The sequence below is a fragment of the Vreelandella sp. DA03-1M genome, assembly GCF_055725665.1.
Map to the genome: position 1 here is coordinate 3992294 of NZ_CM146798.1, position 24911 is coordinate 4017204.

General features: G+C 56.4%; 26 protein-coding genes. 14 read left to right on the forward strand and 12 right to left on the reverse strand.

What is annotated here, in order from left to right:
- Window positions 1-131 precede the first annotated feature (131 nt).
- Genes ACXUPB_RS18645 through ACXUPB_RS18665 form a run of 5 tightly spaced genes read left to right on the forward strand, consistent with a single transcriptional unit; the run spans window position 132 to window position 5302 of the window.
- Entirely contained in the window at window positions 132-1190 is a 1059-nt protein-coding gene (locus tag ACXUPB_RS18645) for a FecCD family ABC transporter permease (RefSeq protein WP_472953920.1), read from the forward strand.
- Window positions 1187-1984, forward strand: coding sequence for an ABC transporter ATP-binding protein (locus ACXUPB_RS18650; protein ID WP_472953921.1), 798 nt, complete (start codon window positions 1187-1189; stop codon window positions 1982-1984). The genes ACXUPB_RS18645 and ACXUPB_RS18650 overlap by 4 nt, the downstream gene beginning before the upstream one ends.
- A gap of 9 nt (window positions 1985-1993) precedes the next feature.
- Window positions 1994-3139, forward strand: coding sequence for an ABC transporter substrate-binding protein (locus ACXUPB_RS18655; RefSeq protein WP_472953922.1), 1146 nt, complete (start codon window positions 1994-1996; stop codon window positions 3137-3139).
- 44 nt (window positions 3140-3183) lie between these two features.
- The gene (locus ACXUPB_RS18660) at window positions 3184-3714 is read left to right on the forward strand and encodes a TonB-dependent receptor plug domain-containing protein (RefSeq protein WP_472953924.1); all 531 of its coding nucleotides are present in this window, start codon (window positions 3184-3186) and stop codon (window positions 3712-3714) included.
- A gap of 34 nt (window positions 3715-3748) precedes the next feature.
- A complete protein-coding gene (locus tag ACXUPB_RS18665) occupies window positions 3749-5302 on the forward strand; it encodes a TonB-dependent siderophore receptor (RefSeq protein WP_472953926.1) in 1554 nt (517 codons plus the stop codon).
- Here ACXUPB_RS18665 and ACXUPB_RS18670 read toward each other — a convergent pair.
- Complete coding sequence (locus ACXUPB_RS18670; protein WP_045812065.1) at window positions 5274-6236, reverse strand: LysR family transcriptional regulator; 963 nt, start codon at window positions 6234-6236, stop codon at window positions 5274-5276. The genes ACXUPB_RS18665 and ACXUPB_RS18670 overlap by 29 nt on opposite strands.
- 159 nt (window positions 6237-6395) lie before the next feature.
- On the opposite strand from ACXUPB_RS18670, the gene ACXUPB_RS18675 reads away from it, so the two are divergent.
- From ACXUPB_RS18675 to speB, 7 genes are read left to right on the forward strand one after another with little or no spacing between them, the layout of a single operon-like run.
- Window positions 6396-7223 carry a transporter substrate-binding domain-containing protein gene (locus ACXUPB_RS18675; RefSeq protein ID WP_472953927.1) on the forward strand — a complete coding sequence of 276 codons (828 nt, stop codon included), beginning with the start codon at window positions 6396-6398 and terminating at the stop codon, window positions 7221-7223.
- A 49-nt stretch (window positions 7224-7272) separates the two neighbouring features.
- Window positions 7273-7929 carry an amino acid ABC transporter permease gene (locus ACXUPB_RS18680; protein ID WP_035561039.1) on the forward strand — a complete coding sequence of 219 codons (657 nt, stop codon included), beginning with the start codon at window positions 7273-7275 and terminating at the stop codon, window positions 7927-7929.
- 13 nt (window positions 7930-7942) lie between these two features.
- A complete protein-coding gene (locus ACXUPB_RS18685; protein ID WP_179916343.1) occupies window positions 7943-8638 on the forward strand; it encodes an amino acid ABC transporter permease in 696 nt (231 codons plus the stop codon).
- Window positions 8625-9443, forward strand: coding sequence for an amino acid ABC transporter ATP-binding protein (locus tag ACXUPB_RS18690; RefSeq protein ID WP_339934083.1), 819 nt, complete (start codon window positions 8625-8627; stop codon window positions 9441-9443). Before ACXUPB_RS18685 ends, ACXUPB_RS18690 begins: the two co-directional genes overlap by 14 nt.
- 40 nt (window positions 9444-9483) lie before the next feature.
- Window positions 9484-10203 carry a DUF1989 domain-containing protein gene (locus tag ACXUPB_RS18695; RefSeq protein ID WP_472953930.1) on the forward strand — a complete coding sequence of 240 codons (720 nt, stop codon included), beginning with the start codon at window positions 9484-9486 and terminating at the stop codon, window positions 10201-10203.
- 20 nt (window positions 10204-10223) lie between these two features.
- On the forward strand, window positions 10224-11513 hold the full coding sequence (locus ACXUPB_RS18700) for a M20 family metallo-hydrolase (protein ID WP_472953931.1): 1290 nt from the start codon (window positions 10224-10226) through the stop codon (window positions 11511-11513).
- Window positions 11514-11523: 10 nt separating this feature from the next.
- The gene (gene speB / locus ACXUPB_RS18705) at window positions 11524-12510 is read left to right on the forward strand and encodes an agmatinase (RefSeq protein WP_472953933.1); all 987 of its coding nucleotides are present in this window, start codon (window positions 11524-11526) and stop codon (window positions 12508-12510) included.
- 83 nt (window positions 12511-12593) lie between these two features.
- Here speB and ACXUPB_RS18710 read toward each other — a convergent pair whose 3' ends face one another.
- Complete coding sequence (locus ACXUPB_RS18710; protein ID WP_472953935.1) at window positions 12594-13565, reverse strand: hypothetical protein; 972 nt, start codon at window positions 13563-13565, stop codon at window positions 12594-12596.
- Window positions 13566-13691: 126 nt separating this feature from the next.
- On the opposite strand from ACXUPB_RS18710, the gene ACXUPB_RS18715 reads away from it, so the two are divergent.
- Window positions 13692-14150, forward strand: a complete 459-nt coding sequence (locus ACXUPB_RS18715) for an Lrp/AsnC family transcriptional regulator (RefSeq protein ID WP_472953937.1) — start codon at window positions 13692-13694, stop codon at window positions 14148-14150.
- A 16-nt stretch (window positions 14151-14166) separates the two neighbouring features.
- Here ACXUPB_RS18715 and ACXUPB_RS18720 read toward each other — a convergent pair whose 3' ends face one another.
- From ACXUPB_RS18720 to aptA, 5 genes are all read right to left on the reverse strand, one after another.
- Window positions 14167-15099: a nucleotidyl transferase AbiEii/AbiGii toxin family protein gene (locus ACXUPB_RS18720; protein WP_472953939.1), complete on the reverse strand. Its 933-nt coding sequence runs from the start codon at window positions 15097-15099 to the stop codon at window positions 14167-14169.
- Window positions 15086-15625, reverse strand: a complete 540-nt coding sequence (gene abiEi, locus ACXUPB_RS18725; RefSeq protein ID WP_035561028.1) for a type IV toxin-antitoxin system AbiEi family antitoxin — start codon at window positions 15623-15625, stop codon at window positions 15086-15088. The genes ACXUPB_RS18720 and abiEi overlap by 14 nt, the downstream gene beginning before the upstream one ends.
- Window positions 15626-15696: 71 nt before the next feature.
- Complete coding sequence (locus ACXUPB_RS18730) at window positions 15697-16317, reverse strand: TetR/AcrR family transcriptional regulator (protein WP_035561025.1); 621 nt, start codon at window positions 16315-16317, stop codon at window positions 15697-15699.
- A 94-nt stretch (window positions 16318-16411) separates the two neighbouring features.
- The gene (locus tag ACXUPB_RS18735; protein ID WP_472953942.1) at window positions 16412-17908 is read right to left on the reverse strand and encodes a CoA-acylating methylmalonate-semialdehyde dehydrogenase; all 1497 of its coding nucleotides are present in this window, start codon (window positions 17906-17908) and stop codon (window positions 16412-16414) included.
- A gap of 44 nt (window positions 17909-17952) precedes the next feature.
- Window positions 17953-19326, reverse strand: coding sequence for an omega-aminotransferase AptA (aptA, locus tag ACXUPB_RS18740; RefSeq protein WP_472953945.1), 1374 nt, complete (start codon window positions 19324-19326; stop codon window positions 17953-17955).
- 194 nt (window positions 19327-19520) lie between these two features.
- On the opposite strand from aptA, the gene ACXUPB_RS18745 reads away from it, so the two are divergent.
- Window positions 19521-20801, forward strand: a complete 1281-nt coding sequence (locus ACXUPB_RS18745; protein WP_472953947.1) for a Zn-dependent hydrolase — start codon at window positions 19521-19523, stop codon at window positions 20799-20801.
- Window positions 20802-20836: 35 nt separating this feature from the next.
- Here the strand turns inward: ACXUPB_RS18745 and ACXUPB_RS18750 are convergent, their stop codons facing one another.
- The 5 genes from ACXUPB_RS18750 to ACXUPB_RS18770 are packed head-to-tail and all read right to left on the reverse strand — an operon-like array spanning window position 20837 to window position 24906.
- On the reverse strand, window positions 20837-22249 hold the full coding sequence (locus ACXUPB_RS18750) for an AMP-binding protein (RefSeq protein WP_472953949.1): 1413 nt from the start codon (window positions 22247-22249) through the stop codon (window positions 20837-20839).
- A complete protein-coding gene (menC, locus tag ACXUPB_RS18755) occupies window positions 22246-23190 on the reverse strand; it encodes an o-succinylbenzoate synthase (protein ID WP_339934075.1) in 945 nt (314 codons plus the stop codon). The genes ACXUPB_RS18750 and menC overlap by 4 nt, the downstream gene beginning before the upstream one ends.
- Window positions 23190-24050 carry a 1,4-dihydroxy-2-naphthoyl-CoA synthase gene (gene menB / locus ACXUPB_RS18760; RefSeq protein ID WP_472953952.1) on the reverse strand — a complete coding sequence of 287 codons (861 nt, stop codon included), beginning with the start codon at window positions 24048-24050 and terminating at the stop codon, window positions 23190-23192. Before menB ends, menC begins: the two co-directional genes overlap by 1 nt.
- Window positions 24051-24097: 47 nt before the next feature.
- On the reverse strand, window positions 24098-24493 hold the full coding sequence (gene frdD / locus ACXUPB_RS18765; RefSeq protein WP_472953954.1) for a fumarate reductase subunit FrdD: 396 nt from the start codon (window positions 24491-24493) through the stop codon (window positions 24098-24100).
- 17 nt (window positions 24494-24510) lie between these two features.
- Window positions 24511-24906 (reverse strand): succinate dehydrogenase/fumarate reductase transmembrane subunit, encoded by a 396-nt coding sequence (locus ACXUPB_RS18770; RefSeq protein ID WP_273193541.1) that lies wholly within the window; start codon window positions 24904-24906, stop codon window positions 24511-24513.
- Window positions 24907-24911 lie beyond the last annotated feature (5 nt).

Genomic DNA, 24911 nt, shown 5'->3' on the forward strand with positions numbered 1-24911 from the left:
CATGTGGCGCTAGGTTTCCTGACAGTTGACAAGGCCACGACTAAAGGATGAAAATACAATCACGAATGAGTTTTAATCGCAAATAAGACTCCTCTTATTTACTTCGTTTCACACTTGGAATCACCTTTATAATGCCCGCCTCTTCGCCGCTTATTGCGCCGCTGGCATCCAGCTATCGGCGCTTTATTGTTACTCGTTTGCTGATTGTCGCAGGGTTAGCTATCGCTTTGGTCATCTCCCTGCTGGCTGATATCGCCAGTGGCCCCGCACACATCTCGGTGGCTGATTTAATCGCGCTACTGTTTGATGCCCATGCCCAAGGCCCGATTCAGCAGGCCATTGTCTGGGAGATCCGCATGCCTGCGGCGCTAATGGCGGTACTGGTAGGCGCCACCCTGGGCCTGGCCGGTGCGGAAATGCAAACGGTACTCAATAACCCCCTGGCCAGCCCATTTACCCTGGGCGTTGGCGCAGCGGCCACCCTCGGCGCATCGCTGGTGATTGTCTTCAACTTTTCCCTGCTTGGCTTGAGTGCCCACTACGCCACCGCCCTGATGGCGTTTGTGTTTGCGGCGGCTTCGATTTTGACCATCAATGCGCTGTCGCGCCTCTACGGTGCCAGCCGTGAAATCATCGTGCTGTTTGGTATTGCGCTGGTCTTTGTACTGAACGCACTGGTCGCGCTTTTGCAGCTCATCGCCAGTCCCGATGCGTTACAGCAGTTAGTTTTCTGGATGATGGGCAGCCTATCCCGTGCTTCTTGGGAGACGGTGACCATCGTGGCAGCCGTGCTGGCTGTTTGCCTGCCCTTCTCGCTGCGCAGCGCCTGGGCGATGACAGCATTGCGCTCAGGTGATGAACACGCGCGCAGCTTCGGCATTGCGGTTGAACGCCTGCGGCTTATCTCGCTACTGCGGGTGAGTTTACTTGCCGCTGCGGCGGTCGCGTTTGTGGGCACTATCGGCTTTATCGGGTTGGTGGGGCCGCATATGGCCCGGCTGGCGCTGGGTGAAGATCATCGCTTCTACCTACCGGGCAGCGCGCTGGCGGGAGCGCTGGTGCTTTCGCTTGCCTCTATCGCCAGTAAAACCCTGGTCGATGGGTTGGTACTGCCCGTGGGTTTGGTGACCTCGCTGGTGGGAATCCCCTTCTTTATGGCGTTGATTATGATGCAGGGGCGTGCGCGATGAAGTCAGGTTTTACACTCAGTAACTTCACGACCGGCTATCGCAAACGGCGCGTATTCGACCAGCTCAGCTTGCCCACACTGCCACCCGGTTCGCTGGTCGCGGTGCTGGGGCCCAACGCGGTAGGTAAATCAACCCTGTTAAAGGCCATCGCGGGCTTACAACCGGCCAGCGGGCGAATGCAGCTCAACAATATCGACCTCGCCAGCCTCAGCGGCGCAGCGCGAATGCGCCATGTGGGCTATTTACCGCAAACGCTCCCTCAGGCCACCACATTAGTCGCTTATGAAGCGGTACTAAGCGCCTGCCGTGCGGTGCGCCCCGACCTAAGTCGTACAGAAATAGAAGCGTTAATCGAACGTGTTTTCGATGCGCTGGCCATTCGGCCGCTAGCCTTGCGCCCGCTAAGCGAACTCTCCGGTGGTCAGCGCCAGATGGTCGGCCTGGCCCAGGCGATTGCCCGTCAGCCAGCGCTGCTACTGCTGGATGAACCCACCAGTGCGCTGGATTTGCGTTGGCAGCTGGCACTGATCGATACCGTGCGCACAGTGATTGCGCAACGTCAGGCGGTCTGCCTGATGGCTATCCACGATATCAATCTGGCCCTGCGCTTCTGCGACCAGGTGCTGCTGTTTGGCAACGGCGGCCTACTAGCTGCCGGCGACCCTCACACGGTAATTACCCCCGACGTACTGCACGCCGCCTACGGGGTCGAGTCGCGGGTCGAGCGATGCTCGCTGGGGCGGCCCATTGTGCTTAGCGATCGCGTCAGTGAGCATTCTACGAATTCTATCTAGGATAACCCAATGCGCCGCCTGGCTATCAACCTGCTGTGCTGGATCAGTCTGTTAAGCGCTACCGCTTGCTGGGCAACCGATCCACAGGCGGGCTTTCCCAAACAACTTACCGACCTCGCCGGGCGCCAGGTGACGCTTTCAGCGCCGCCATCACGCCTGTTCCTTACCCAGCCGCGCCAGTTCTACGCACTGGCCAGCCTGCTGGATAACCCCACAGAGCACTTGGCGGGCTGGGCTTATCCATTGGCCATGTTCGATCCCGCCATGGCCCAGCACTTTGCTAGCCAGTGGCCTGCGCTTGCCCAACTGCCCACGCTTTCACACGCGCCAACCCCCCAGCTCGATAGCGAAGCGCTACTGACCCTGGCGCCGGATCTGGTGCTGTTTGATCTCTCACGTGCCAGCAGTGTTGAAGGCTCCCCGCTGGCGCAACTACTCGACGAGTTGGGCATTGCCTACCTGTTTATCGACTTTAACCGTCACCCGTTGGAAAACACGCCCAAAAGCCTAACTCTTTTAGGCGAGGCATTAAACGCGACGCCACGGGCCAACCGTATGACGTCCCTGATTGAACAGCGTTTGGCGCGTATCGACCAGGGTTTGGCAGCGCTGAAGCTGGCAGAGAATCCCACTGAACCGCCCAGGGTACTGATCAATATCGCCCCTGGGGTGAAAGTTGACTGCTGCCGCACCAATTTAAGCAATGGGCTGGCCGACCTGGTCGCACGGGCAGGCGGCGATAACGTCGCCGATGCATTAACGCCCGGCGCTTCGGCGACGCTAAGCAACGAATGGGTACTGAGCCACCCGCCCGAGGTCGTTATCAATACTGCGGGGCAATGGAGAGCCGGTGATGGCTTACGCGCCGGACTGGGTATTAGCGCCGACGACATTAACCAGGATTTACATCTCCTCAGCCAAACACTCCCCGGCTGGACGCATCTTAATGCCGTTCAGAATGAACAGTTTTATGCCCTTTGGCACGGTTTCCACCAAGGCCCCTTCGCCATCGTGGCACTGGAGCGTATTGCCCAGTGGCTGCACCCCGCGCTGTTTAGCGATCTCGACCCGACCGCCACTTTCGACGCGCTGCTACCCACCGCGCCAGCGCTCAGCCGCGAGGGGCATTTCTGGGGCGCACTCAACGCTCAATAACGCTTGCTCACTCAACCCACTGACAACAAAAGGATCGAACACCCATGTTCCGCTCTCGAACCATTGCGCTGTTTTCGCCGCTGCTGCTTCTGAATCCACTGCCCTATGCCTATGCTCAACAAACCAATGAGACCGCGTCAGAAACAGTCTCAGAAACATTAATCGTCACCTCGGATCGCCTCACTGACGTGGCGCCGCAGAGCTATCGCGCCCAACACTCTAGCCTGGCCAGCAAACAGCCGGTGTCGTTTTTAGAAGAAGCCCGTACGGTGGAAGTCGTCACCGCCCAGGTGATGGCCGACCATAATATCGACAGTTTGGATGAGGCGATGGCGATGGTCGCAGGGGTCACCGAAGGCAACAATATGGGCGGTACCGAAGACGGCTATATCAAACGCGGTTTCGGCAGTAACAGCGATGGCTCGATTCTGATCGATGGCATCCGCCAACCACGCGGCACCTTCTCCATGGCGACGGTGGATCATGTCGAAGTACTCAAGGGCCCGGCATCGCTCTTCCAAGGCCAGCAGGATCCTGGTGGGGTAATCAACCTAGTCACCAAACGTCCTGAGTGAGTGGCAGCGCGAAATCAGCGCCGAAGCGACCTCCTTGGGTGGCGGCAACGCCAGCGTCGATGTCACAGGCCCGCTTGCCGATACCGGGCTTGCCTTCCGCTTTATCGTCCACCATGAAGATGAAGACTCCTTTCGAGCCTTCGGTAACAATCGACGCACTATCGTTGCCCCCTCGCTACGCTGGGAAGGCAGCGACAGTCGCGCGCAGATCTCCTATGAATATCGCGATTATGACTTGGATCTGGATCGCGGCACGGTGATTGTCGACGGTGAGCCCGCCAAGGTGCCCGATGAGCGCCGCTTCGATGAACCCTGGTCGCGGGTATTTGGTCACGACGAAGCGGTCACCGCTTGGTGGGAGCAGGATATCAACAACGACTGGTCAACAAGATTGACCTACGGCTGGAACCGCCGCCAGTACAGCGATGGCCAGCCGCGGGTGCTGAGTGTGGATGAAGATACCGGCGCGCTAACCCGCCGTGCCGACGCCAACTACGGTTTTGACCGCCGTGTGCAGTACACCGCCTGGGATACCACCGGCACCGCCACTCTGGCCAGCATGCGTCACGACATCACCGTGGGAATTGATCACGAACGACGCCGGGACTATCTGGCCGAGGTGTATCGCGGCACGGCGGTGACCGACCAAAATATATATGACATAAGTTACGGTGGCCTGAATCTGAATAGCGACAGCCTTAACAACTCGCTTAGCCAGCGCTTAGATGAAATCAATACCACCGGCGTCTACTTGAATGACCGCTGGCACTTCAACGACCGCTGGACGCTGGGGCTAGGCGGGCGCTATACCCACTATGAGCAGTTTGGTGGCCGTGGCCGACCCTTCGTGACCGCCACCGATATCAGCGACGATATTTTCCTGCCGTCGGTCAGCCTGCTGCATCGCCTGACGCCGGATACGTCGGTTTATGCTAGCTACAGCGAGGCTTTTGTGCCCAATGGCGCCGACAGCGATACCGGCAAGACGCTGGATCCCGAGCACAGTATGGGTAGCGAAATTGGCGTCAAGCACCTGTGGAATGACCAGTTTTCGTTAGCCGCTGCGCTATTTGATATCCGCAAAGAGAATGTCGCCGTTTCCGACAACGGCGTGACCCGCACGGTAGGCGAAGCGGGCTCCCAAGGTGTGGAGCTAACGGTTTCCGGCCAGTTGACCGATCAGCTTTCGCTACTAGGTGCTTACGCCTACACCGACACCGAAGTGCTCAAGGATACCGAAGGCACCCAAGGCAACCGGCTAACCAACGCCGCACGGCATACCGCCAGTCTCTACTTGGCTCATGACCTAAATACCGGCCCGGAACTGGGTAACTGGCGCCTGGGCGGTGGAGTACGCTACGTGGGCGAGCGCGAAGGCGACGCGGACAATAGTTTCCAGCTGGATGCCTATACTGTCGCTGATGCCTTTGTCGGTTGGGATACCCCTTGGCTGGGCGACAACCTGCACCTGCAGCTCAACGCCAAGAACCTGTTTGATACCACTTACTACCCCTCCAGCGGCGGCAGCACGCGGGTAGTGGTCGGCGACCCTCTGGAAGTTAGCCTTCAGGCGTTGGTGAGGTTTTAAACAGCTCATCCCCATTATAAGCCTCGACCAGATGCGACTGCTGCCATAGCCGGGCCACCAACTCTTGAATAAAGCTGCGCACAATAAGCGAGGGCCGCCGACCAGCCCGGGTGACGACACAAAACGGCGAAGCGATCTCAACCTGATCCGGTAGCAACGCTTTAAGTTCGCCCCGCTCAACCCAGTGGCTGGCGTAATAGTGGGGCAAATTGCCAATAAAGTGGCCGCTTAAAATCAGTAGCGCCTGGGCTTCCATATTGGAGGCATGAGCCCCCACCTGGGCATTGGGGAAGCTTTTAAGCTCTTGCAGGTTGGCATAGGGGCGTACCACAAAGGGGTGTTTGATGACTTCCTCAACCGTTAATTGAGCACTGTCGCGGGCAAACAGTGGATGCCGTTTTGCACAATAAATGCCGTGCACCTCCGTGTAGACCTGGCGGTGCTGCAAGCCTTCCATTTGCGCCGTTTCCGGCAGTATACCGAGCTGTACGGCGCCGTTTGCGATCTCGCCGATCAAGCGATCAGGGCTGCCCACAGTAATATTGAGGCGCGCTTTGGGGTTCTTTCGCAGGAACTCACCAATCACGCTCTGCAGATCAAGATCGACATCCATAATGGTGTTGTCGACTACGCCCAAGCGCAGCGTGCCGTAAACGGAGCTGCGTAACTCGCTCATCTCGCTGTCGAAATCGTCTACCGAAGAGAGCAGCTGTTTAGCGCGTTCATACACAATGGTGCCCCGCTCGGTTAGCTCAAACCCCTGCCGCCCCCGATGGCAAACGGTGAACCCTACCCGCTCCTCAAGGGCTCGAATATGAAAACTGATGGCGGACTGGCTCATATGCAGCGCCGTTTGCGCACCGGCAAAACCACGATGCTCGGTTACCGCAAGGAATACAGAGAGGCTTTTCAGATCAGCAGCGGAGAGTTTCATTAGCGTGCTCTACGTTAGTGCAATTCACATCAATAAAACGGGTATGAACATCGAAAGATAACAGTTTTATTGTTGCATAACGCCTGCTTAACTCAAGGGGTTCTTGTTCAACAGGCCTTCGCCTTTGTTTCGAGTATCACTACCCCGAGGAGCATCCCCATGCAACGCATCCCCACTATCACCGCTGGCCTCCTACTTGGCGTTAGCTTCGCCACTACCGCTCACAGCGATTTGCTTGAAGACATTCGCACTGATGCCACCTTTACTGTTGGCACAGAAGCGCGTTTCGCCCCGTTTGAATATATCGAGGATGGCGAAATTGTTGGCTACTCCGCCGACATCATGGAACACATCATGCCCGAGCTTGAGGGCGTCGAACTGATCCGCATGGATCTGCCTTGGCAAGGCATTCTGCCGGGGCTGGAGCGCGAGCGCTTTGACTACGTGATTACCTCTGTCACCGCCACCCCAGAGCGCATGGAGCGTTATCACTTAAGCGCCCCCATTGCCGATGCCACCATGGCCATTCTAAAACGCGCTGGCGAAGAAGATATCAACTCACCTGAAGATATCGCCGGCAAAGTAGCCGCCGCTCAAGCAGGCTCCGCGCAGTTAGAAGCGCTGGAAGCGTTGGCCGCGGAGCTAGAGGAAGCGGGTACTCCCGTTGAAGATATTCGCACCTACACAGGCGTTGATGAGGCCTATGCCGAGCTAGGGACGGGCCGTGTCGATGTGGTGATCAATAGTCTCCCTAACCTGCTCGAAGCCGAGCGTACCCGTCCGGATGTGTTTGAAGTGGTCGGCACTTTCGGCGACCCGGTTTACTTCTCCTGGGCCGGACGCGATGACGAAGAGAGCGCTTCCCTTAACACCTTTATGGACGAGCAGATTCAACGCCTCAATGAAGACGGCACCTTAACTGAGCTACAGGAAAAATGGTTTGGCGGCCCGATGGTGCTACCGTTAGAACTGCCTGCAGCCGAGTAAATCGGTACGACGTTCGTTAAGCCGATTCACTTCTCCCGACGGGTGCACCATGTTTGAGATTTTACTCAACCACTACCCTGTGCTGCTCAAAGGCTTGACCACCACCTTGGTGGTCTCGCTTTCCGCTATCGCATTGGGCCTGGTGTTAGGTGTTTTGCTGGCCTTTGGTTTGACCAGCCGGTATCGCCTAGTGCGCTGGCCCTGCGGGCTTTACCGCAGCTTTTGGCGTGGCACCCCCATTTTGCTGCAACTGCTGTTGGTCTATTACCTACTGCCCGAAATCGGCATTGAGATAGCGCCTATCTCAGCTGCCATTTTGACCCTAACGCTGAATACAACGGCCTTCCAAGCGGAAATCTTCCGCAGTGGTATCAGCCATATTCCCGCTGGGCAAATAGAAGCGGCGCGCATGGCGGGCATCTCCGCTTGGCAAACCCGCAGGCGCATCATCATGCCTCAGGTATTTCGTTTGACGTTGCCACCACTGACCAACGAGATCATCACGATTCTCAAGAATTCATCGCTGATCTCAGTGATTGCCGTCACCGAGCTAATGCGCGTTAGCGAACAAATCGCTTCACGTACTTTTCAGCCGCTGGAAACCTACCTGGCCGCTGCCGTGCTGTATCTCGCCGTCAATCTTGTGCTGGCACGCATCAGCGCTTACTTGGAACGCCGCATGGCCGGCGGCCTAGCCACCGAATAGGGGAGTGTCAGCTATGTTAGATATTGCCCTGATATGGGAAATGCGTGACCTGATTCTGCAAGGGTTGTGGAACACGCTGTGGATCTGCTTATTAGGCTGCTTACTGGCACTTTCATTAGGACTCGTACTGGCAGCGCTGCGGCTGGCCAACCCACGCCTGTTCAGCTATCCGGTGGCCTGTTATGTGGAAATTTGCCGCGGCATACCACTGCTGATTCTGCTGTTTTTGCTCTATTACGGCGGCCCCAGCATTGGCTTGACGTTAAGCGCCAGCGTCGCTGGCGTGGTGGGAATCGGTCTCTACGGTGCCGGCTATTTTGCGGAAATTTATCGGGGCGGTTTCAAATCAATCCCTAAAGGCCAATTGGAAGCGGCGCGAATGCTCGGCATTTCCCCCTGGCACGCACTCGTCCGTATACAGATTCCACAAATGGCGCGTTTGATCGTACCGCCAAGCACCAATCAACTGATCATTTTAGTGAAAGAGTCCGCGCTGATCTCGATTATCTCGGTGGATGACCTGACCAAAAACGCCACCACCATCGTTAATCAGACTTTTCAGGTCATCGAGCCCTACCTGGCGGTTGCGTTGCTCTACTGGCTGATGATTGAACTGGTGGCCCGGGGTGGCTATGCGCTGGAAAAACGCTTGGCAAATCGTCAACCGCGCCATATCGCTCAAAAGGATAACGCCCATGCCAACGGCTGACACACTCGCGCCGCCTGCGACTACTCAACAAAAAGCCATTGTTGAGGCACACGGTATCAGTAAGCAGTTTGGCGATCTGGAAGTGCTGACCAACATCGACTTCAGCCTCGCCCCTTCCGAAGTGGTTTGTGTAATTGGCCCCTCCGGTTCAGGTAAATCCACCCTGCTGCGCTGTCTGGCGTTTTTGGAGCCCTACGATCACGGTAGCGTCTATATCGACGGTCAATTATTGGGCTATGAAGACCGCAGTGGTCAACGTGTGCGCACCAGCGAAAAACGCGTAGATGAAGTGCGCGCGCCAGTGGGCATGGTGTTCCAGCACTTTCACCTATGGCCCCATCGCACGGCACTGGAGAACGTGACCGAAGCCCTGCGTCTGGTCAACGGCCTTTCCCGGCGGCAAGCCGACACGGAAGGCATCGCGATGCTCGAACAAGTTGGCCTTGCCGACCGTGCGGGTCACTTTCCAGAGAGCCTTTCCGGTGGCCAGAAACAGCGAGTGGCGATTGCTAGGGCACTCGCCATGAAGCCCCGGGTGATGTTCTTCGATGAGCCTACCTCGGCGCTTGACCCGGAACTGGTCGGCGAAGTGTTGGATGTCATGAAGAAGCTGGCCGCAGACGGCATGACCATGGTGATCGTCACTCACGAAATGGGATTTGCTGCCAAGGTCGCCGACCGGATGATTTTTATGGATCAAGGCCGCGTGGTAGAGAGCGGCCCGCCCGCGACCCTGTTCCGCCAGCCAAAAAGCGAACGCCTTCAACAGTTTCTTAATACTTGGCGCGAGCGCCATATCGACTGATTCAGTTACCTCAACACGATTAAAACACCTGGAGCACCCCATGAGTTCTGATACACGCTTTGATCACGCCCGCATTGAGCAACTGCCGCGCAGCAACAGCGAACCTTGCGGCCATAACCACAGCTTGGAAAACCCCATCACACCCGATGGTACACCTGTAATGGGCGAGCGCTACGAAGTCGCCGCTCGTGGCGGCCGGGCGGTGCGTCTGAAAGCCGGGCAAACCATTCGTATTATTAATACTCATGGCACTCAAGTGTGCGACACCTGGGCGTTTAGCACTGACAACATCAACGAGTTCATGTCTTGGGAACACGGGCGTGCCTGGCTGAGCGCGCTGATTCCTCAAGTCGGCGACCCGCTGATAAGTAACCGCCGTCGCCCGATCATGACTCTCACCGCCGACACTTCACCAGGTATCCACGACACGCTAATGGCCGCCTGCGACCTGTTCCGTTACATGACGCTGGGTGTCGAGGGCTACCACGACAGCTGCGCCGACAACCTGCGTTTAGCCATGAAGGCGATAGGCGTTGTCACTCCTGAGGTGCCCCAGCCGCTCAATCTATGGATGAACATTCCCGTTAATGACCAGATGAAAGTCGACTGGTGCCCGCCTGTGTCCAAACCCGGTGACTATGTGGAGCTACGCGCTGAGATGGACTGTATTGTCGTGATGTCCGCCTGCCCGCAAGACATTATTCCCATCAACGGTGCAGACTGCGTGCCTGTCGAGGTACATTTTGAAGTCTACGAATAAAATCCCCTAGGGAGAGCCTGATGGAAAGCCACCTTCATTATCCAACCGACAAGCCCGTCATTGATTTAGCGGCGATAGTAGCAGCGGTAAACCCGGAACGACTCGCCAACGACTTAGCCACGGTGGCGAAGATGGGTGGTCGTTCAGATGGCGGCGTGGCACGTCTGGCGCTTGATGACAACGACACCCGCGCCCGGCTTTGGCTGATTGAGCAGGCCAGCGCCCTGGGTGCCAAGGCAAGCGTCGACGCTATCGGCAACGTGTTTCTGGATGTGCCCGGCAGTGAACCCGAGCTTGAGCCTGTCGTCACGGGCAGCCATTTGGATAGCCAGCCTGCAGGCGGGAAGTACGATGGCGCGCTGGGCGTACTGGCAGGGCTTGAGTCACTACGCGCACTTAAGCAGGCGGGCTTTACACCGCGCCGCCCTCTATCGCTGGTAAGTTGGACCAACGAAGAGGGGGCGCGCTTCTCACCTGGCACTTCTGGCTCAGCGGTCTTTTGCGGTGCGCGCAGCCTGGATGAAACGCGCTTAGTTGAAGACAGCGACGGCGTCAGCCTGGGGAGTGCCTTGGATACTTGCTTGGCCGAACTGGACGCTGCAGGCGTTCCCCGCCGCCCATTGGCAACTCCGATGCATGCCTTTCTCGAGCTACATATTGAGCAAGGCCCTATTCTGGAGCGCCAGGGTGTGTCGGCAGGCATTGTGGAAGGTATTCAAGGCGTTAGCTGGTATGAAGTCACTGTATCGGGAAGCGCCAACCACGCGGGCACCACCCCACGTGCCATGCGCCGCGATGCGTTAGAAGGCGCCTGTGCGCTGGCAACCGCGCTGCGGGAGGCCGCCCGGGATAGCGAAGACCGCGTGCGTTTTACCATTGGCAAGTTTGCCGTCAGCCCTGGCTCGGTGAACACCATTCCCGACCAGGTCACCTTCACTATTGATTTACGCCACCCGGAAGCCGCGACGCTAAAAGCGCTGGAAGCCGAATTCAATGAGCTCGCCCAGCAGACCTGGGCAGGCTGCAAAGCAACACTGACATCGCTATCGCGCGTTGAGCCAGTGGCGTTTCCCGCCACCCTCACCGCCCTACTTGATGACACCGCCCATGTGCTGGGGATTACGGCACCGCGATTAGTATCGGGTGCCTTTCACGATTCGATTCACCTCGCCAACCACTGCCCAACGGCGATGCTGTTTGTGCCCTGCCGCGATGGCCTTAGCCACCACCCCGATGAGCATACTGAACTCGATGATGCCGTCGCAGGCACTCAGCTACTGGCCGCCAGCTTGGCGAGCCTAACCCGATAAGGAGAGCAAAATGGCCAACGGAACCGACGGTACTCGCCGCAACGCCGCCACCGGCGAAAGCTACCTACCACGCCAAGAGCCACGCTATCGCGAAATAGCCAGCTTTTTACGCGCACCGTTAGCCGACACATTGGATGAACTTGATATTGCCCTGGTCGGCATTCCGTTCGATGGCGGCGTGAGCAATCGCCCCGGCACCCGCCACGGCCCGCGGGAGATTCGCAACCAGTCGAGCATGATGCGCAGCCTACACCATGTCACCCGGCTGGATCCCTTTGCCACGGCACGTATTGCCGATATTGGCGACGTTCAATTTTCGTCGATCTACGACCTTGAGCAGGTCTCTAATGATATTGCCGCTTATTACTCAGCTATTCGCCGAGCAGGGGTTATCCCGCTCAGCGCCGGTGGCGACCATTCGATTACCTATCCCATCCTGCGTGGTTTAGCGGCCGATGGCCCGGTGGGATTGATCCATATCGATGCTCATACCGACACCTGGGACGAGTTTCAGGGCTCAAAATTTCACCACGGCGGCCCCTTCCGGCTCGCCTGTGAACATGGCCTGATTGATCCCAAACGCACGGTACAAATTGGCATTCGCGGCACCCAGAACACCACCCAAGGTTGGGATTACTCCGCGGCAAGCGGCATGCGGGTGATGTTTATGGAGGAAGTGGATGCGCTGGGGATTGAAGCGACGGTCGCCGAAGCACGCCGTGTGGTCGGCAGCGGCCCGGTATATCTATCCTTCGATATCGATAGCATCGACCCTGCCTTCGCCCCAGGCACTGGCACCCCGGAGGTCGGCGGCCTCACCAGCCTGCAAGCACTACAGCTAGTGCGCGGCTTTCGCGGCCTACCGCTTATCGGTGCCGATGTCGTGGAAGTCTCTCCACCCTTCGACCCCAGCGGTAACACCGCCCTGTTGGGTGCCACCATTATGTATGAGCTTTTGTGTTTGATTGCTGAGCAGGTAGGCTCGGAGAGGGATTAATCTCCAGCAAAACGCTACGAGCAAAGTGGCTGGATCGAATAGTGGACAGTGTTTTTTATCAGCTTGGACATATTTATTTTGCGTTAATGGTAGCCAGTGTATTTGCCTACTTGATTGTTGATCGTGGTTTTAGGCCAGCGGGCAATCATAGCGGTGACAATAACGGCAAAGAGTAGCCGTGCCCATAAAATGCCCGCTATATCGGCCCCCAGCATCAAGATCAGCAGCGTGTCTTCTATAACGCTATGGCAGAGGCCGAGAAAGCATAGAGCAAGCGTGCTATCGCGCTTGCTGAGGGTGCCGTTTTGCACATCCCGAATCAGCAGCCCTGCGCCGTAGCTTAATCCCAACGTAAAACCAATCACCGTTACATTAGCTGCCGAACGGCCAATACCTAATAGCTTGAGTAGCGGTAGCAAGCCAAGATGAATCCAGCGCTCCAGGCCGAGCTTTTTCAGAAGTTTTAGGAGCACAATCAGCGCTAAAATAATCACAAAGATAAGCGCTAGCGTTTCAAGCTGTGCGATCGCCCAACTGCTTATCGTTGGCGCTGTCGACAAACTTGGTTGCCATACCAATGCTGCTGGCGCTTGCAACAAACCAAAATACGAATAGAAACAGTGCAAGAGCCAAGCAAGCAGCAAAGCCCCACCTACGCGCAGGACTAATGTAGCCCACCACGGTACGCCAGCGCGCTTGGCGACGGCCCCTTCAACATGAATCGAGTGCCCTACCAGCATCAACGCACCCAGCACCGTTACTTGCTCAATACTCAAGTGCATATCACCAGCTACTTGGAGGAATACCGCAATGGCGGTGTACAAGTTGGTAAAGAGCGCCGCCGCCCACACAACACCCATTTGTTCGGGCAAACCAAGCACGCCCATTAAGGGGGCTAATGCCGTTCCAAACCAGCCGATTACACCCAAGAGCTCAAATCCTTTGACGATGAGCAGCGCTGGAATCAAGATTTTAAGTAGCGTCAGATAGACCCTCAGCGCATCTTTTAAAATGCTAACTAAGTCGCCCAATAGGTGACGAATGCTCGTCTGCATCTAGCTCTCCATTGCCATCGTTTGAATAATTGTTATGGTAATAGAGGCAATGCAGAATCTTCTTTCCAATACAGATCTAACAATCATTTTTCGTTCTTTATAAGTATAGGAAGAGCATTTTATTTCATGGACGCCATTGTTCGACGCATTCTTGACCAGCTTCAACGCGACTCCAGCCTGACCAATCAAGCATTAGCGGATGAAGTGGGCCTCTCTCCCTCAGCTTGTTTAAAACGAGTTAAGCGATTGCGCGAAGAAGGAATCATTGAGCGGGAAGTAGCAATACTCAACCCTGACGCCCTTGGGCAGTGCCTGCATATGGTGGTGGAGGTGACGATGGAGCGCGATAATAAGTCGCTCTACCAGCGTTTTTTAACAACAGCGCTAAGCGCCCCTGAAGTGAAGCAGTGCTATCAGGTAACCGGCGAGTGTGATTTTGTGTTGATAGTGACAGTCGCTGATTTAGATGGGTACGACCGCTTCTGTGATCGCGTGCTCTATGGCGATGACAACCTGCGCAAGTTCCGCACGCTACTGTCGCGTAAGCGGCATAAGTTTGATACATCCGTTCAGCTCAGTCGTTGAGAAAATAAACTGGCTTTCAGAGCTTAAATTCAGGTGGTGCTGTATTTGAACCACGCCCCTCAAGCGTTGCCACGGCGGTACTAAGCATTGTGGTAAGTTCACGCGACAGAAAGCCAGCGAACCGCGGATTATCCAGCGTTCTCGCCAGCGTGTCAGCAGGTAGAAACCGAGTCATTTCTGAGTGAAAGGCAGAGCCTGAAATGATGGCTGGCAGCCTCTCAATTATGCTACGCGCCTTGGTTGAGTAATCATCAACACGGTAGTCCGCGAGTTTGCGCTGAAGTAAATCAAGGTTGGGGGCTGCGCCCTGCTGCTTTAACCACTGCAGGTCCCAGATATCCCGGTGGCGCACATACTTTTTCGTATTCACCAGCGAGACGAGCTTATCCGCCATAATCTCATCGTCGCTCTCAGTGACCACCAAAAGATCACTATATCCATCCGGCAGAAAAGGGTAATGAATCTGGATCGCATGTGCCTCACGGGTATAAGCAGGAATATTCGCAATCTCCAACTTGATTCGCTGCTTCGGAATGTCTGGCCTCATGGGCGAGGTCACAACAGCAACCTGCCACTTGTCGACATGTATATCGGCGTATCGAGGATCGTCTTTGAGCTCTTTGGGTGCTTTCACCGTGACCTCAAGGCGATAGCGTCGGCTAATGTACGCTTCAATACATTCTTTGATCCGCATAAAATCTTCGCGTTTAAAGTCTTGGCCTCCTGCAAAATCCAGATCTTCACTAAATCTTGGCGATCCTCGACAAAGCCGTAAGCAAGTCCCGCCCTGAAACGTCAACGCGTCGAGCAGCCCCTCTCTATCAAGCGCATATAGAATATCGAAGTGGAGCAATTCCTTTTCAATCACCGGCCGCATCGCTGTACGGGCTGGATCCTCCATGGCTTGCGCCACTAGCTGTTCATAATCCCCAGGCTCAATCCGGTTCATTCAACACCTCGGTATCCACTAGATGAGTATTTCTACCTACGCGCTTTAGATCCGCCCAAGCGGCTTCAGGCGTCGCGATTTTGAGGGGGCGGCCAATATCTTTCATGCGCCCCATCAGCTCGGTGACTGGGCGGCGTGTATGGGTGAACTCAATGGTGCCATAAGGCGTGTAATAGGTTCCCTTTCGGCCGGTGGTCATAATGGTCAGTCGATCAACCGGAATCTGTGAGATGGCGCCGTATTCAGATAAGGCAGACTCTAAAGAAACATAGCTGTATTCGCCGCGCCGCATGGCCCGGGCGATACGCTCCAGCCGATAAGCATCTGGGGTTCGAGACAGTGCATAGTGATAGATTCCCCGCGCAACCCTTTCCAGTACTCCATGGCGGCGAAGACGGTTCACGCCCTCTTGTAGCGTTTTCGGGTTATCTTCATGGAACAGCTTGGCGAGATCTCGCAACGTGAAGATATTACGCCCCTGGCGATCCCATGCATCCAATCGTTGGCGGGCTACCATATGATCCATAAGTGTACGCCTAAACTATGTATATATAGTCTAGGCGTACACTTAAATGTCTTCAAGCCATCTTTGTTCGCTCACGCCGTCAACCCAATCCCTCGCAAAATCACCGAGGTAACCGACTGAACGGCTTTTTCGAACTGTAGATCGTCCAGCGGCTGGTTATCGTTGAGCAGGTAGATTTGGTAGTCGAAATCAGCGTAGTGCTGGGTGGAGGCCCAGATCATATAGAGCAGGTAGGAAGGCTCGACGGGGGTGATCTGGCCTGATTCTACCCATTCGCGGATTTTCGACTCTTTCAGCTTGGCCCATTCGTAAAGATTGTCGCGAAGGCGCTCCTTAAGCATCGGGGCGCCCTGCATCACTTCGGCCGCCCATACTTTTGAGCCGTGGGCGCGGTTGCGGGAGTGGGTCATCTTGGCGCGAATATAGGTGGAAAGCACGACGCGAGGATCATCGTAAAGCTCAAAGCACAGCGCATCCTGTTTCCATACTTCGAGAAGCTCTAACAGTACATCTTGATACAGCGCTTTTTTGGTCGAGAAGTAGTAGTGCACATTGGATTTGGGGATCTCTGCCAGTTGGGCGATTTCACCCATTGAGGCACCTGCATAGCCTTTTTCGGCAAACAGCTGCTCTGCCGCTTGGAGAATCTTTTTTACGTTGGTTTGCCGAATTTCGTCCTGGGTTCTCGCCACGCTGTCCTCGTCCCTATACGTCTGAAGTACGCACCAAAAAAAGCACCATCGCAGGGCGACGGTGCTGAGAAGATGTCCTAGTTACCCTAAGACGTCAACTTTGATTGTTGGGGAACGAGAACTCTGCCCGGGTCGCTTCGCTAACCGATGGCCAGCGCTGGGAAACCGCTTTACGGCGGGTATAGAAGCGCACCGAGTCCGGCCCGTAGGCGTGAAGGTCACCAAACAGAGAACGTTTCCAGCCACCAAAGCTGTGATAAGCCACCGGCACGGGCAGCGGTACGTTCACCCCCACCATGCCAACCTCAATAGCGTCGGTAAAACGGCGGGCGGCCTCGCCATCGCGAGTGAATAGGCAGGTGCCGTTGCCATATTCATGATCGTTAATTAGCTGCATGGCGTCGTCCAAACTGCCGACCCGCACGATGCAAAGCACTGGCCCGAAGATCTCTTCCTGGTAAATACGCATCTCAGCGGTAACGTTATCGAACAAGCAGCCACCAACAAAATAGCCCTCTTCATGGCCCGCCACTTTCAGGCTGCGGCCATCGGCCACCAGCGTTGCACCGGCGTTAACGCCATCTTCGATGAAGCCGAGCACTTTATCGCGGTGCTCTGCCGTTACCAGCGGGCCCATATCCAGGCCTTTGTCAGTGCCAGGGCCCACTTTGAGCTGAGCGATTTTAGGCAGCATGGTTTCGACCAGGCGATTGGCCGTTTCATCGCCGACGCATACCGCCACTGAAATCGCCATGCAGCGCTCGCCACAGCTACCGTAAGCCGCACCCATTAGCGTATTGGCGGCGTTTTCCAAATCAGCATCCGGCAGCACCACGGCGTGGTTCTTCGCCCCGCCCAACGCCTGAACGCGCTTACCGGCTGCGGAACCGCGTGAGTAAATCGCTTCCGCCACGGGCGTAGAGCCAACAAACGAAATGGCTTTAACGGCCTTGGCATCCAAGAGTGTTTCCACTGCTTCGCGACCGCCATGAATGACGTTCATCACGCCTTTAGGTAGCCCGGCTTCTTGTAGCAGTTCAGCTACCGCCATCGCCGCTGAAGGGTCTTTCTCAGATGGCTTGAGGATAAAGGTATTCCCGCAGGCAATCGCCATCGGGTACATCCACAGCGGCACCATGGCGGGGAAGTTAAACGGGGTAATGCCCGCGACCACGCCTAAGGGCTGGAAGTTTGACCATGCATCAATTCCTGGCCCTACGTTGTGGGAATACTCGCCTTTGAGCAGTTCCGGTACACCGCAGGCGTACTCGACGTTCTCAATGCCACGCTTAAGCTCGCCCATGGCATCTTCTGGAGTTTTGCCATGCTCTTCGCTGACCAGTTGCACTAGACGGCCAGCGTGCTCTTCCAGCAACTGCTTAAAACGGTACATCACCTGGGCGCGCTTGGCGGGTGGCGTATCGCGCCAAGCAGGGAAAGCCGCCTGGGCGGCGGCAATCGCACGCTCTACATCGGCGGCATCCGCATCCGCGACTTGGCGAATCACTTTGCCCGTGGAGGGATTGGTGACATCCAGCGTGCGCTTGCTCTCGACTAACTCACCGTTAATCAGGTGGGAAACAACACTCATAGTTAAACTCTCTATAGTTAAACTCGCTGAAGTTGATCAGTAGATTAGGCTAACGAATCCAAGGTGGTCGCAACGGCATCGAACAGCCGCTCTAGCTCAGCCTCGGTGGAGCCAAAGGGAGGGCCAAACTGCAGCGTGTCACCGCCGTAGCGCACGTAGAAGCCAGCCTCCCAGAGCGCCATGTGCGCATCGCGGGGGCGAATCGTCGGGTCGCCGTCGCGGGGGATTAGCTGAATAGCACCGGCCAAGCCGTAGTTACGAATATCGACAATATGATTCCGGCCTTTCAAAGCATGCAGCTTCTGCTCAAAAGTCGGCGCGATCGCGCTCACCTGAGCGGGGAAGTTTTCACGCTCCATCATTTCAAGGGCCGCTAGCCCCGCCGCGCAAGCTACGGGGTGGGCGCTATACGTGTAACCATGGGAAAACTCAACAGCGTGTTGGGGGCCACCGGCGTTCATGAAGGTGTCAAAAATCTCACTGGAAGCAATGACCGCACCCATAGGAATGGCGCCGTTAGTGATCTGCTTGGCCACGTTCATGATATCCGGTGTCACGCCAAACGCTTCCGCGCCTGTCGTTGCGCCGCTGCGGCCAAAGGCGGTGATCACTTCATCGAAAATGAGCAGAATATCGTTAGCGGTACAGATCTCGCGCAGCCGATCCAAATAACCTTTTGGCGGTACGATCACCCCCGCCGAGCCGGACATTGGCTCAACAATCACCGCCGCAATAGTAGAAGCATCGTGAAGAGCGATTTGATCGTGCAGCGCATCGGCAAGCTCAGCACCGGTTTCCGCTTGGCCACGGGTGAAGGCGTGGCCCGCCTGAAGAGTGTGCGGCAGATGCGTTACATCCAATAACTGGCCGTAGTGTTTCCGGTTGCCACCGATACCGCCCAGGCTGGTGCCACCGATATTCACCCCGTGATAGCCCTTGGCACGGCCAATCATGCGGGTTTTCTCAGGCTTACCTTTTAACCGCCAGTAGGCCTTGGCCATTTTGATAGAGGTATCAGCGGCTTCAGAACCTGAGTTGGTAAAAAACACGTGATCTAGCCCGGCAGGTGTGAGGCTGGCAACCTTTTCCGCCAGTTTAAACGCCAGCGGATGGCCAAGCTGAAAACCTGGCGCAAAGTCGAGGCTGCCTAACTGCGCCGACACGGCCTTTTGGATCTCTTCGCGGTTATGCCCCGCGCCGCAGGTCCATAATCCGGAAAGCGAATCAAATAGCTTACGGCCCTGATCATCAATGTAGTAACGCCCTTCCGCTCCGGCGATAACCCGCGGGTTGGCGTGGAAATCGCGGTTGGCGCTAAACGGCATCCAGTAGTGCTGATTAAGCGCCGTTTTTGAGGGTGACTCCCCTATCGAAGAAGGTGAGGTTTGCGTCTTGGTTTTGCTTTTTATTCCAAACATGGTGTCTAGCTCCATCGCTATGAGACATGGTCTCAGCATGCGCCACCACACACGTTTGTAAAATTACGCTTTTCTTTTGTTCACGTTAGATAATGTATACGTATCACGGGCTTTTTTGTCTCTACTCTAGCAATGAGCCAAATAATAAATCGGGGAGTCGCCAGCTTCCTCCGTGCTCAATAAAAGGAATTGATATGAACTCGCTTATTGAACCGAAAATCGCCATCGCTGACTTACGCACTGACAGCGATCGACTTTGGGAATCGCTTATGGAGTTGGCCAAGCTAGGTGCCACCGCCAAAGGCGGCGTTAACCGTCAGGCACTCACCGATTTAGAACGCCAGGGGCGGGATCTGTTTATTCAATGGTGCCGCGCTGAAGGCTGCACCATTCGCATTGATAATATCGGCAATATTTTTGCCCGCCGAGAAGGCAGCGACCCTGATGCCAAAACCGTGATGGCGGGTAGTCACCTGGATAGCCAGCCTACCGGCGGCAAGTATGATGGGTGCTTCGGCGTGCTCTCCGGCCTGGAAGTGATTCGTACCCTTAACCAGCACAACATCACCACGCAATCCCCTATCGAAGTCGTCGCCTGGACCAATGAAGAAGGCTGCCGCTTTCCGCCCTGCATGATGGGTTCCGGCGTATTCACTGGCGAGCTTGCATTTGACGCCATGATGGCGCGCACTGACGCAGAGGGCGTCACAGTAAGCGATGCTCTGGACGCCATCCATTACCGCGGCAGCGACAGCGTCTCGCCAAGCGAGATAAAAGCCTACTTTGAGCCGCACATTGAACAGGGGCCGATCCTGGAAGATACCGACACTACCATTGGCGTGGTGATCGGCGGGCTTGGTCAGAAGTGGTTTGATTTAACGCTGACCGGACTTGAAGCCCACGCGGGCCCTACGCCGATGAACCTACGTCGCGACGCCATGATGGGGGCGGCCGAAGTCACCCAAGCACTCAACCGTATCGCCTTTGATCATCAGCCCCACGGGCGCGGCACGGTTGGCTGTATGACCCTACACCCTGGTTCACGTAACGTGATTCCCGGTCAGGTCAAAATGACCCTGGATATGCGCCACTGGGAGCCTGAAGCACTCATTTCAATGGGCCAAGCTGTCGCGGCCGCCGTGGAAGAAATCTGCCAACGTCATGGCCTGGCGTATGAATTAACGCCTACGGCGGATTTTGCACCGGAATACTTCAATAAGGAATGTGTTGATGCTGTACGTGATGGGGCTGAGAAGCTCGGTCTATCGCACATGGATATCATCAGCGGTGCGGGCCATGATGCGATGTTTGTAGGCCGCGTAGCCCCCGCCGCGATGATCTTTATTCCCTGCAAAGATGGCATCAGCCATAACGAGATCGAAAGCGCGACGCCGGAGCATGTCCATGCAGGTTGCAACGTTCTGCTCCACGCCATGCTGAATGCCGCTGGCACTGACGCTGACTTAGCTGGATAAGCCGAATAAAGAGAAAAGTTTAAAAGGTCGCGTCGCTAAACGGCAAAATTTACGTGTGCCCGTGCCAGCTCAGCAAACTGCTTACGGGAAGGTTTAAAGCCTACCCCAGGCGGCCACACTAACCAGGCATCGGGCACCATAAAGCCGGGCAGCACATCACGCACCCAGACGGCTAGCGTCTTGCTTGATACGGAGTTCGCATGCCAGTCGATAAATGCCACCGGACGCTCACCCCACTCGGGGTGGGGCACCGGCACCACTAGCGCCTGAGCGACGCTGGGATGATCGACCAAACGCTGCTCGATTGCTTCCGGCTGAATATTCTCGCCGCCTGAGATAAAACCGTTATCGAGCCGACCTTCCACCACCAACGCGCCTTCCGAAGTAAAGTGCCCTTTGTCGCGGGTAGCAAACCAGCCCTCGTCGTTTAGGGCTGAATCAATCTCTCCATTATTCAAATAGCCGCAGAATAGGGTCTCGCCGCGCACCTGTATCTCCCCCTCAACCACCCTCACCTCACGGCCTGGCAACGGCCTGCCGACGACGCCCGGCGCGGTAGGTATACCAGTGCAGACCTGGCTAGCCATCTCGGACAGCCCATAGCTGACTTTCGGTGTTAGCCCCAGGGAGGTCATATTCGCCACCAGCGGCGCGGGAATGGCCGCGCCGCCCAGTAGCAGCTCGCGCAGTTGCGTGCGCTGGGGCGCAAAGCCCGCTTGCAGCAACCGCCAGAGCTGGGTGGGCACCAGTGAAAGGTGGGTAATCGACTGATGTTCAAGGCGTGCTGGCAGCGTTTGCGGCTCGTCATCAAGAATAATCCGCCCACCAGCCGTAAAAACGCGAAACGGGATAGCGTAGCCACCGATATGAAACAGCGGCAACGACAACAGCCAGCCACTGTTTTGATCAACGGGAATAAACCCTGCCGATCCCCGCGCCGAGGCCAAATGATTGGCCAAGCGATGTAGCACCGCCTTGGGCGTGCCGCTGGAGCCGGAGGTAAAAATCGTGTTGCACAGCTGGCTGCCATCGAGCGCTGGCGGCTCACCTTCGCCAACTTCCGCCAGGAAATCGAGGGTGATCGGGGTTAGCTGTGAAGAAGTTAAATGTGAAGAGTAATCGGTGTCGTTTTCCGTTTGGCAGACACGGCCAGCCTGCAAGCGCTTGGCTAAATTGAGCTGCTGAGCAACAGGGAACGCTGGGTTAAGCGGGCAGAAAATCACCCCGGCCCGCAGGCATGCCCACGCCAGCAGCAAGGATTCAAGCGAGCCTTTGGCAGGGACGACTAGCCGATCACCTGGCACAAAACCTTTCCGAGCCAGTTGCTGCGCTAAAGACGCTACGCGGCGATTGAGCGTTCGGTAACTAAGCTTTACCGAGCCCGCCTCTATGGCGATTTTCTCAGGGGTCTCTTTGGCCCAGTAGTGAATGGGGCAGGTGTCTATCACGCTGAATTTTCCAATTTAGAGAGACAATGCATGTTTTCTGTCATCACTTCGCCCATGGCAGTGGTCACGCGCTCGGTGAGCCAATGCCCCGTATCCAGCCCCGGCGGCTCATTGGGTGCCCACTCGCTGGCCAACCGGGCAAGCAGCCCAAGGCCTAGATCGGATTCAAAGCTGGAGGAAACTACCACGCGTAGATTGCCCGCCCGTGCTCGCTGAACAAGTACCTCGCAGTCGCTTAGCGAGCCAATCAGCGTGGGTTTGATCACCAGGGCTTTAAGCTGCGGGTGATAGCTCCACTCTTCCCGGCGCGAGAGGGTTTCATCCAGGGCAATGGCCACCCCGGTGGCTTCTGCAACAGCAATAGTGTCAGCAAAGGTAGCGCAGGGCTCTTCCAGGTAGTCGATTTGCGCAAGGGGTAGGCGCTCACAGAAGCGCTGGGCCGCTTCCCGCGTCCAGCCGCCGTTGGCATCCAGAATCAGCTTAGTGGAGGGCAGCCGAGCGTCGAGCTGTTCGATCAACGCCAGTTCTTCCTCCATAGCATAGCGTGCCACTTTCAGCTTGAGCCGAGACGGCGGCGACGCTAGCCAACCGGCGGTTGAAAGAGACTCTATCAACTCCGCGGGTGCTCCCTGGAGCAGCGGGTAAGGCGACAAAGGCGTAGGAAGATTGTTTGGCCACGAGCGCTGGGCGCAGTCGAACCCAAACTGCACCGACGGAAGCGCTGGGGAGGCTATCTCACCGCGCTTTAAAGCAGCCAGACAAGACAAACTTTCGGCTTCTACTTCCGCCAGGGTTTCAGTCGAGAAACCAGGTAGCGGGGCAATCTCGCCCCACTGCCCGTTAATAGAAACTAACAGCCCTTCTCTGTTCGTCAGCCGCTGTCCTTTAAACATTAGCGGCTGGCGGAACTGAAGGGAGTAGCGGTAAAGGGCTAGCTGCATTAAGGGTTACGCGGGTAGCGGGAAAAATCCGGGCGGCGCTTTTCGTTGAAGGCGTTACGGCCCTCCTGCCCCTCTTCGGTCATGTAGTAGAGCATGGTGGCATTGCCCGCCAGTTCCTGCAGCCCAGCTTGGCCGTCGCAGTCGGCATTGAGCGCGGCTTTTAGGCAGCGCAGTGCCATGGGGCTGTGCTGCAGCATTTCTCGGCACCAGCGCACGCTCTCTTTTTCCAGCTCTTCCAATGGCACCACGTGGTTGACCAGCCCCATTTCCAGCGCTTGGGCGGCGCTATATTGGCGGCACAAAAACCAGATTTCCCGGGCCTTTTTCTGACCCACAATGCGCGCCAGATAAGAGGCGCCGTAGCCACCATCAAAAGAGCCGACTTTGGGGCCTGTTTGGCCGAAGACACCGTTTTCGGCCGCAATGGTTAGGTCGCACATTAGATGCAGCACGTGGCCGCCGCCGATGGCGTAGCCCGCCACCATCGCCACTACCGGTTTAGGGCAGGTACGAATATCGCGCTGGAAATCCAGCACGTTGAGGTGGTGGGTGCCCTCTTCATCCTGGTAGCCGCCATAGTCACCGCGAATGCGCTGGTCTCCGCCGGAACAGAACGCTTTATCGCCTGCACCCGTAAGCAGAATGGCACCAATGGCGCTGTCGTGGCGGGCGCGGTTAAGCGCTTGGGCCATCTCGCTAACCGTTAGCGGGCGAAAAGCGTTACGTACCTCTGGCCGGTTGATGGTGATGCGCGCAATGCCATCGGCAGTGGTGTGGTACAAAATATCCTGATAGCCATCGGAGCGATCCTGCCACTCGACTGGTGCATAGAGTTCCGTTTCAGTGAGTCCGTTGATCATGCCAGTCTCTTTTTATCTGTTGAGGCGAAATGCTTGCAGCGAGCCGTTTAACCCAGGAAGCCCGCCACGACTAAACCCAGCGCCACAATACTAAGCAACGCCGCCCCACCGTACATTAGCTTCTTATTGAGTGTGTCATTACCCACGCTGATATCAAACATCCCATGGCGCAGGCGGTGGGCGGCATGGAATAGCGGTAAACAAACCACCGCCCCAACAAACAGAAAGCCCGGCACGCTGAATAGCAGCGATGATGCGCGCTCATAGCTCAGCGCCTCGGCGGGCAGCAGTCCAAGGGGCAGTAGAACGGCGATAAAGAGAATCACTGCAGGTAGAAAGACAGCGAAACAGACACCGCCCGCGCTAAACAGCCCCCACCAAAGCGGCTCGTCAAAGGCCTGTTTGTGCTGAGTGCTGTTTTTACCCATGCTTGGTTTATTCATGGCTAGCTTTTCCATATTTAGGCCCTCCCGAATAACCAGAAAAACAGCAGCGCGACGGCTACTACGCCAGCCCACTGCCCGGCAACAATGGCCTTATCAGGCAGGCTGTGTCCGGCGATGCGCAGCGGCATCACCCGTGGGAACAGGACAAAGAAGGTGGCGGCGTGAAACAGGCTGGCGGCCAGCGCGAGAAGATTTAGCACTAATACGATGGGTGAGCCCATAAAGGCGATCCACCCCTGCCAACTTTCTGCCCCTTGAAGAAGAGCAACCATACCGGCAAGCAAGCAGAGCGTGAAAAACACCAGCGGCAGCACCGTAGCTTCGCGCAGCATATAGAGTTTAAAAAAGCGGTGTTTTAGCCACCAGTTGCGTTTCAGTGGCGGCAAGCGTTGCGATGATGATTTATCCATGACGT

What these genes read in the sequence shown, in the direction of transcription:
- ACXUPB_RS18700 (WP_472953931.1), top strand. Translation starts at nt 10,224, where the DNA reads ATGGAAAGCCACCTTCATTATCCAACCGACAAGCCCGTCATTGATTTA.
- aptA (WP_472953945.1), bottom strand. Translation starts at nt 19,326, where the DNA reads ATGTTTGGAATAAAAAGCAAAACCAAGACGCAAACCTCACCTTCTTCG.
- ACXUPB_RS18745 (WP_472953947.1), top strand. Translation starts at nt 19,521, where the DNA reads ATGAACTCGCTTATTGAACCGAAAATCGCCATCGCTGACTTACGCACT.
- ACXUPB_RS18695 (WP_472953930.1), top strand. Translation starts at nt 9,484, where the DNA reads ATGAGTTCTGATACACGCTTTGATCACGCCCGCATTGAGCAACTGCCG.
- ACXUPB_RS18735 (WP_472953942.1), bottom strand. Translation starts at nt 17,908, where the DNA reads ATGAGTGTTGTTTCCCACCTGATTAACGGTGAGTTAGTCGAGAGCAAG.
- ACXUPB_RS18770 (WP_273193541.1), bottom strand. Translation starts at nt 24,906, where the DNA reads ATGGATAAATCATCATCGCAACGCTTGCCGCCACTGAAACGCAACTGG.
- ACXUPB_RS18720 (WP_472953939.1), bottom strand. Translation starts at nt 15,099, where the DNA reads ATGAACCGGATTGAGCCTGGGGATTATGAACAGCTAGTGGCGCAAGCC.
- ACXUPB_RS18675 (WP_472953927.1), top strand. Translation starts at nt 6,396, where the DNA reads ATGCAACGCATCCCCACTATCACCGCTGGCCTCCTACTTGGCGTTAGC.
- ACXUPB_RS18715 (WP_472953937.1), top strand. Translation starts at nt 13,692, where the DNA reads ATGGACGCCATTGTTCGACGCATTCTTGACCAGCTTCAACGCGACTCC.
- ACXUPB_RS18685 (WP_179916343.1), top strand. Translation starts at nt 7,943, where the DNA reads ATGTTAGATATTGCCCTGATATGGGAAATGCGTGACCTGATTCTGCAA.
- ACXUPB_RS18660 (WP_472953924.1), top strand. Translation starts at nt 3,184, where the DNA reads ATGTTCCGCTCTCGAACCATTGCGCTGTTTTCGCCGCTGCTGCTTCTG.
- abiEi (WP_035561028.1), bottom strand. Translation starts at nt 15,625, where the DNA reads ATGGATCATATGGTAGCCCGCCAACGATTGGATGCATGGGATCGCCAG.
- menB (WP_472953952.1), bottom strand. Translation starts at nt 24,050, where the DNA reads ATGATCAACGGACTCACTGAAACGGAACTCTATGCACCAGTCGAGTGG.
- menC (WP_339934075.1), bottom strand. Translation starts at nt 23,190, where the DNA reads ATGCAGCTAGCCCTTTACCGCTACTCCCTTCAGTTCCGCCAGCCGCTA.
- ACXUPB_RS18655 (WP_472953922.1), top strand. Translation starts at nt 1,994, where the DNA reads ATGCGCCGCCTGGCTATCAACCTGCTGTGCTGGATCAGTCTGTTAAGC.
- ACXUPB_RS18680 (WP_035561039.1), top strand. Translation starts at nt 7,273, where the DNA reads ATGTTTGAGATTTTACTCAACCACTACCCTGTGCTGCTCAAAGGCTTG.
- ACXUPB_RS18645 (WP_472953920.1), top strand. Translation starts at nt 132, where the DNA reads ATGCCCGCCTCTTCGCCGCTTATTGCGCCGCTGGCATCCAGCTATCGG.
- ACXUPB_RS18710 (WP_472953935.1), bottom strand. Translation starts at nt 13,565, where the DNA reads ATGCAGACGAGCATTCGTCACCTATTGGGCGACTTAGTTAGCATTTTA.
- ACXUPB_RS18690 (WP_339934083.1), top strand. Translation starts at nt 8,625, where the DNA reads ATGCCAACGGCTGACACACTCGCGCCGCCTGCGACTACTCAACAAAAA.
- ACXUPB_RS18670 (WP_045812065.1), bottom strand. Translation starts at nt 6,236, where the DNA reads ATGAAACTCTCCGCTGCTGATCTGAAAAGCCTCTCTGTATTCCTTGCG.
- frdD (WP_472953954.1), bottom strand. Translation starts at nt 24,493, where the DNA reads ATGAATAAACCAAGCATGGGTAAAAACAGCACTCAGCACAAACAGGCC.
- speB (WP_472953933.1), top strand. Translation starts at nt 11,524, where the DNA reads ATGGCCAACGGAACCGACGGTACTCGCCGCAACGCCGCCACCGGCGAA.
- ACXUPB_RS18650 (WP_472953921.1), top strand. Translation starts at nt 1,187, where the DNA reads ATGAAGTCAGGTTTTACACTCAGTAACTTCACGACCGGCTATCGCAAA.